Raw genomic sequence first — 6,423 nt, forward strand, 5'->3', positions numbered from 1 at the left:
CAATAAAAAACCATGGAAAAAACACGTTGCGCTTGGGTAAACAAAGACCAAGATTATATCAATTATCACGATAACGAATGGGGAAAACCTGTGAAAGATGATAAAATTTTATTCGAATTTTTGATTCTCGAATCTTTTCAAGCTGGATTAAGTTGGTTTACAATTCTTAAAAAGAGAGAAAATTTCAGAAAAGCTTTTGCGAATTTTGATGTTGAAAAAGTAGCCAAATTTGATGAAACTAAAATTGATGAATTGGTACAAAATGAAGGAATTATTCGTCATCGAGGAAAAATTTCGGCAGCAATTAATAATGCAAAATTATTTATAGAAATTCAAAAAGAATTTGGTTCTTTCTCCGATTTTATCTGGAAATACGTTGATAACAAACCAATTATCAACAATTGGAATTCGATAAAAGAAGTACCTGCAACAACCGAAATTTCGGATCAAATTGCAAAAGATTTGAAAAAACGTGGCTTCAAATTCTTTGGTTCAACCACTATTTATGCGCATATGCAGGCGACAGGAATGGTAAATGACCATACAACAGATTGTTTTTGCAAATAACAGCTCAATAAAATCATCTGAAATGTGCATCTTTGCGCAAACTTAGAAAATGAAAATCGAACTAAAACATTGGATCATCCTTGGCGTTTTGGCGCTAACTTGGGGAAGCTCGTTTATTCTCATCAAGCAAGGATTGGTCGCGTACACGCCATATCAAGTTGGAGCATTAAGACTAACAATTGCAGGAGGAATTTTGGCTATTTGGGGAATTCCAAGTCTATTTAAAATTCCGAAAAATAAATTAAAATATGTCGCATTGGCTGGTTTCTGCGGAAATTTCATTCCAATGTTTTTATTTCCAATGGCGCAAACACATGTTTCGAGTTCAATGGCTGGAATTTTAGATTCTTTAGTCCCATTATTTATTTTACTTTTTGGCGCTTTATTTTTCAATATCAAAGGAACTAAAAATCAAGTTTTGGGAGCTATAATCGGATTTATTGGAGCTGTTTTATTAATTGGCGGCGATGGTTTTTCTGGGGAAAATAGTCTTTTACATTGTTTATTAATTGTATTAGCAACTGCTCTTTACGGTTTAAATAGTTTAATCTTAACACGCTATTTAAACGACGTTCCTTCATTTCAATTATCATCAGCTTTGTTTACAATTTGGTTATTACCTTCAGTTTTAATTTTAATTATTTCAGGATTTTTTGATGTATTTGAAGGAACAGAACAACAATTAAAAAGTTTAGGCTTTGTTGCTATTTTAGGGCTCTTAGGAACAGCCTTAGCGATGATATTGTTTTACCGATTGATACAATCTACAGGTTCGATGTTCGCTTCAATGGTGACTTATTTAATGCCCGTAGTTTCTGTATTTTGGGGATTTTTAGTTGGAGAAAAAATTTCGTGGATCCATTTATTTGGATTCGGAATGATTTTATCAGGCGTTTATTTAACGCAGAAAAAAGAAAAAGAAGTTGAAGTAATTTAGATAATATATTTCATAATAAAAATGCCTTACAAAGCTAGCTTTGTAAGGCATTTTTATTAATTTAAGACTTCTTTTGGAATTATTTTCCCTAAAATTGATTTCAAATTAGGATCAATCACAAGAAATTTCCATGTCATTTTATTATCTAAAGAACTTCCTACAACTTCTGAATTATCTGTTATTTTAAAGAATTGAGTTTCTTTATCAAAAACTACATTTCCATCACCATATTCTTCTTCTAACGCAGTTAAAACATATTTAAGAGTCTCTTCATCTGCATTATCAAAATCTATTTCAGCTATCTTCATTTCATAAAAAGAAACTACATTCATTTTTACATAATCAATCTTATCTATATTTTTAATCTCACCAATTTTAAACGAACTTGGTAAAGTCAGCTTCAACTCTAAACCTTCTGTTGCAAAAATAGCTTCCATTGCAGATTTAAACTGTTCCCTTGAATAAAATTCAAAAATTCTTGGATCTGTATATTCCAGAGCTTGATCAAACTTTTTTTCTATAACAAATTGAGTATAGGCTATATAATCACGTTTTATATTTTGTTGAAAAGATTGCGCATTCATCGTTACGAATGTCAATAAAAGAAAACAAAAGGATAGTGTTTTTTTCATTATTAAAGTTCGTTCTATTTTATATATTTTTTCAAATCTTTTGCTAATTCTTTTGTAAAAGCATCCGCACCTTTGTAATTCATGTGTGTTGTGTTGTAGAAATATTTTTGATCAAAACTAATCGAATCAGTCGAATAATCTAATAACGGAAGATGATGCTTTTGTAATGTTGCGTGATAACGATTAATCACTTCTTCTCGATTCAACATATAATCTTGACCTTTGTAAAATTCGGGTGCAATTGTAAAAATAAGCTGAATATTTTCTTGCTCACATTTCGCAATTAATTCTTCTAATAAAGTATAATCTGAGAAGTCAAAATCAGAGTTTTTCTTTTTCATTTTTTCCCAATCAACATTCCATTTTCGGTTATATGATTTGAAACCATCATCACGAAAAAGTCCGTCTTTATGCAATTTTTCTTTCTTAGCCCTTACAATTTGATCTTTCCAATACGTTTGATCTCTGTAACGATAAAGCGGTACAATAAAATCAACCAATTTCGTGTCTTTATATTCTTTTAATGCACCATAAAGTTTAAAATTCCATAACATAAATGGCGTATATTGATTTGGTTGAAAAACTTCATCAATGTGTGAAAACGAAAAAGTATCTAAATTCCAAACAACAACTTTCGGTTTTGGATTATGATTCAAATACAAATTGAAACGATACAATTGCATTTTGAATTTACTTCCGTTTAATCCAAAATTATGCGTTGTCAGTTTTAAGTCTTGTTCTAAAATATTCGGATTAATTTGAATAAATGCTCGAGAAGAACCAAAAATAGCCAATTCAACATTCGTTTTTCCTTCTTTTATTTGATTCCATTCTTGTACTTCTCCGCTAAACAAAGCTATTTTTTTGAGCTGATTCGAATAATAGACATCAACCAAAACCAATGCAATGAAAGCTGAGAATAAGGTAATAAAGAAGTATTTTAAAAATTTCATTTTATTTTAAATATGGTTTTATATCTTCAGCTAATTTTTTTGTAAAAATATCTGCCCCTTTAGAATTTAAATGAAGTTTATCTGCAAAATATTGTTTATCCATTATTTCAGGCATTCTTGAATAATCTATAAAAAGGATATTATTTTCATTAGAAATCTTCTTCACTTTATCAATTATAAAATCATGATTTTTTTGATGATGAATAAAATCAATATAAGTAGGTGAAGTAACTAGTATTAAATTAATATTTTTCTTTTTGCAATCATCAATAATTTGCTTTAGCAAATTAAAAATATTTTCATCAAAATCTATAATTGAATTTTGAGATGTATATTTTTCTTCTTTCCATTTCAAATTCAATTTACGATACCCATTAACTTTAAATGTTTTCGTTTTAGAGTATGCAAAAACCTTATATAGTTCCTTAAACCAATTATTTTCATTATAATTTTTAAAATATCTTATTAGAGGAATATAAACATCATAAATTTTATAATAATCAATACCTTTCTGAATATTGTAAAGTTTTATATTATATAATAGGATTGGTGATAATTGATCTATTTTAAAGATCGTATTGTCTCGAAAAGTAAAATCATCAAGAACTAAAATAAAATTTTTTGCATTTGTTTTACTTTCACTAACGTCTATCCTATATTTTATTAAAGGCAGATTTTGAGCATTATACCCTAAATTATATGTTGATTTATTTGTTATTGATTTAAAAATTACAGGATTAACATGTGCCATCGCTCTTGACGAACCGAAAACTAAAATATCTTTATCTAAAATATCATTATTAATTACACTCCATGTTTTCAACTCATCATTATATAAACTACTTTTTAATAATGATTTTGAGATAAATACATCTAACATCAATGCAAATAGATATAAACTCAGTATTCCTAATAGAATTCTTTTAATCCATTTCATTATTTTCTCAACATTTCGATATGAGGAATATCGTCTTCTAAATATTCTTCTGAAACTTGTTCAAAACCAAACGAAGAATAAAACTCTTTCAAATAAGATTGAGCTGAAATTCTGATTTCAGATGTTTTAAATTGATTTTCGATGACTTGAACCGAATTTTTCATCAATTGTTTTCCTAATCCATAACGACGAAACTTTTGATTCGAAATTACGCGACCAATTGAAGGTTCATTTTCATACGAAATTCCTTTCGGAACAATTCGAGAATACGCCGCAACCTCATCATCAATCGTTGCCCAAAGATGTCCACAAACCAAATCTTTATCATCACAATCTTGATAAATACAATCTTGCTCTATCACAAAAACTTCGTTGCGCAATTGCACTATTTTATATAGCTCTTTCGATGTTAAATCAGCAAAAGATTTGTAATGCCAAATAATTTCTTCCATGGATTAATCTAATTTTGAATATTTTGCAATAATATTTTCGAACATTTTTTGAGGTAAAATATTTTTCAAGGTTACAGAAAATTTCTGCATCGATTTTCCAATATAATAATGTGGTTTCAAATTTTGTTGAGCCAATATATTTTCGATAATCGGAATCAAATCTTCTGTTGGTGTACCATCTTGCACTTCGTGATCGATATCGGCAACCATTGCATCATATCTTTTTTGATAAAATTTTGAAACAAAAGTTTTCACACGACCTTCTGCAATATTGGTTTTGATATCTCCAAAATTCAATGTTGCAATTTCCACTCCTGTATGACGATTTTCCAAACGAGCCGATTCAATCAAACGATCAATCATCGCTTTAGAAGCCGAATAATAACCTCTAAACGGCAAACCGTTGTTACTCGCAATCGAAGAAACATTTAGGATATAACCGCTTTTTTGAGAACGCATTGTAGGCAAAACTTCTTGCATTGTATAAATTGGACCATACACATTAACGTCCAATAATTTCTCGATATCAGCTTTTGAAGCATCTTCCACAGCGCCTAACATTCCAATTCCTGCATTGTTAATCAATACATCAATTTGATTGTTCGTTTCCGAAAAAATCTGCTGAAAACTACGTTTTACATTTTCTTTATCCGAAACATCTGTCGCAATATGTTTAAATTTTTTTTGACCTTTAGCTGTTCTTGATAAACCATAAACTTGATGTCCTTTATCGTGAAAATAATTTGCCAAAGTCAATCCTACACCCGAAGAAGAGCCTGTAATTACAATAACTTTTGATTGCATGATTCGATTAATTTATCCACAAAACTACATAATATCAGACAAATATTGGTAGATAAATAATTTTTTGAATGGTTATTAGAAGATTCTCTAAATTTGTGCGTTAATTATCAAAAGATTTCAATTGAATCCAAAAACTAAAAAATATATTATAACAGGAATTAAATTAACGATTAGTATTGCGTTAATCTATTATATCTTCTTTGTTAAACTACATATTTTTGATATTTTCAGTCATTACAAAAATGCGAATTGGGCGTATATTTTTATAGCTGTTATTCTTTATGTTCTTTCGCAAGCCTTGTCTGTTTTTCGATTAGATTATTATTTTCGGGATATCAATCTCGACTTATCGTACAAATCAAATGCACGATTATATTTCTTAGGAATGTTTTACAATACCTTTGTTCCAGGTGGAATTGGTGGCGATGCATACAAAGTCTATGTGTTGAATAAAAACTATAAAATCAGTCTAAAAGAAATTTCGCAGGCGGTTTTTCTTGACAAAATTATCGGTCTTTGTGCAATGTTGTTAATCATCATTTTTCTAATATTTTTCTCAAATCTGACTGATTATCCTTGGGTACAATATGGTTCATTAATCCTTTCTTTGGTTGGTTTTATAGCTGTTCCATTTATTTTAGGAATGATTTTCCCTATTCATAAACGCACATTTTATAACTCGATGATTTATTCGATTGTATTACAATTGATACAAGTTGGTATGTTGTATTTTGTTTTGGAAGGATTGAATATTCATCCAGATAATTTCAGTATATATTTATTGATCTTTTTAGTTTCAGGAATTTTATCGATTATCTCTTTTAGCGGATTTGGGATTAGAGAAGCTGTGTTTATGTACGCTGCACATCGATTCAATTTTGATGAAACTTTAGCAACAAGTGCGGCATTTATCTTCTCTATCATCACCATTTCGATTTCATTTATTGGGATTATTTACCTGTTTAAAGGGGTTAAAATTGAAGAGAAAAAGAAAAAGACGAATATTTCTTTTTAAAATCTGAAAAATTATTTCTTTGAAATGAAAAGAGTTAAGTCCTAACATTAAATTTTATTTAATTTTTTTCATTTTAACTATTTGGATTATTCAAAAACAGCCCTATATTTGCAATCCAATTACGAA

The 6,423-nt window shown here is 29.0% G+C and carries 8 protein-coding genes; 3 read left to right on the forward strand and 5 right to left on the reverse strand.

What is annotated here, in order from left to right:
- Positions 1–12: 12 nt before the first annotated feature.
- Complete coding sequence (locus HXZ74_RS04865; RefSeq protein ID WP_286474088.1) at positions 13–567, forward strand: DNA-3-methyladenine glycosylase I; 555 nt, start codon at positions 13–15, stop codon at positions 565–567.
- Positions 568–616: 49 nt separating this feature from the next.
- Positions 617–1,504: a DMT family transporter gene (locus tag HXZ74_RS04870; protein ID WP_038331936.1), complete on the forward strand. Its 888-nt coding sequence runs from the start codon at positions 617–619 to the stop codon at positions 1,502–1,504.
- A gap of 56 nt (positions 1,505–1,560) precedes the next feature.
- Here the strand turns inward: HXZ74_RS04870 and HXZ74_RS04875 are convergent, their stop codons facing one another.
- Genes HXZ74_RS04875 through HXZ74_RS04895 form a run of 5 tightly spaced genes read right to left on the reverse strand, consistent with a single transcriptional unit; the run spans position 1,561 to position 5,282 of the window.
- Positions 1,561–2,136, reverse strand: a complete 576-nt coding sequence (locus tag HXZ74_RS04875; protein WP_286474090.1) for a hypothetical protein — start codon at positions 2,134–2,136, stop codon at positions 1,561–1,563.
- A gap of 14 nt (positions 2,137–2,150) precedes the next feature.
- Positions 2,151–3,089 (reverse strand): hypothetical protein, encoded by a 939-nt coding sequence (locus tag HXZ74_RS04880; RefSeq protein WP_286474093.1) that lies wholly within the window; start codon positions 3,087–3,089, stop codon positions 2,151–2,153.
- A gap of 1 nt (position 3,090) precedes the next feature.
- Positions 3,091–4,026 carry an SGNH/GDSL hydrolase family protein gene (locus HXZ74_RS04885; RefSeq protein ID WP_286474096.1) on the reverse strand — a complete coding sequence of 312 codons (936 nt, stop codon included), beginning with the start codon at positions 4,024–4,026 and terminating at the stop codon, positions 3,091–3,093.
- The gene (locus tag HXZ74_RS04890) at positions 4,026–4,478 is read right to left on the reverse strand and encodes a GNAT family N-acetyltransferase (protein ID WP_286474099.1); all 453 of its coding nucleotides are present in this window, start codon (positions 4,476–4,478) and stop codon (positions 4,026–4,028) included. The genes HXZ74_RS04885 and HXZ74_RS04890 overlap by 1 nt, the downstream gene beginning before the upstream one ends.
- A 3-nt stretch (positions 4,479–4,481) precedes the next feature.
- Positions 4,482–5,282, reverse strand: coding sequence for an SDR family NAD(P)-dependent oxidoreductase (locus HXZ74_RS04895; RefSeq protein WP_286474102.1), 801 nt, complete (start codon positions 5,280–5,282; stop codon positions 4,482–4,484).
- A gap of 121 nt (positions 5,283–5,403) precedes the next feature.
- Here HXZ74_RS04895 and HXZ74_RS04900 point away from each other — a divergent pair, with 121 nt between their 5' ends.
- Entirely contained in the window at positions 5,404–6,297 is an 894-nt protein-coding gene (locus HXZ74_RS04900; RefSeq protein WP_038331920.1) for a lysylphosphatidylglycerol synthase transmembrane domain-containing protein, read from the forward strand.
- The last annotated feature ends 126 nt before the right edge of the window (positions 6,298–6,423 follow it).

The organism is Empedobacter sp. R750, from assembly GCF_030324345.1.
GTDB lineage: Bacteria > Bacteroidota > Bacteroidia > Flavobacteriales > Weeksellaceae > Empedobacter > Empedobacter falsenii_C.

What these genes read in the sequence shown, in the direction of transcription:
- HXZ74_RS04880 (WP_286474093.1), bottom strand. Translation starts at nt 3,089, where the DNA reads ATGAAATTTTTAAAATACTTCTTTATTACCTTATTCTCAGCTTTCATT.
- HXZ74_RS04890 (WP_286474099.1), bottom strand. Translation starts at nt 4,478, where the DNA reads ATGGAAGAAATTATTTGGCATTACAAATCTTTTGCTGATTTAACATCG.
- HXZ74_RS04865 (WP_286474088.1), top strand. Translation starts at nt 13, where the DNA reads ATGGAAAAAACACGTTGCGCTTGGGTAAACAAAGACCAAGATTATATC.
- HXZ74_RS04895 (WP_286474102.1), bottom strand. Translation starts at nt 5,282, where the DNA reads ATGCAATCAAAAGTTATTGTAATTACAGGCTCTTCTTCGGGTGTAGGA.
- HXZ74_RS04870 (WP_038331936.1), top strand. Translation starts at nt 617, where the DNA reads ATGAAAATCGAACTAAAACATTGGATCATCCTTGGCGTTTTGGCGCTA.
- HXZ74_RS04875 (WP_286474090.1), bottom strand. Translation starts at nt 2,136, where the DNA reads ATGAAAAAAACACTATCCTTTTGTTTTCTTTTATTGACATTCGTAACG.
- HXZ74_RS04885 (WP_286474096.1), bottom strand. Translation starts at nt 4,026, where the DNA reads ATGAAATGGATTAAAAGAATTCTATTAGGAATACTGAGTTTATATCTA.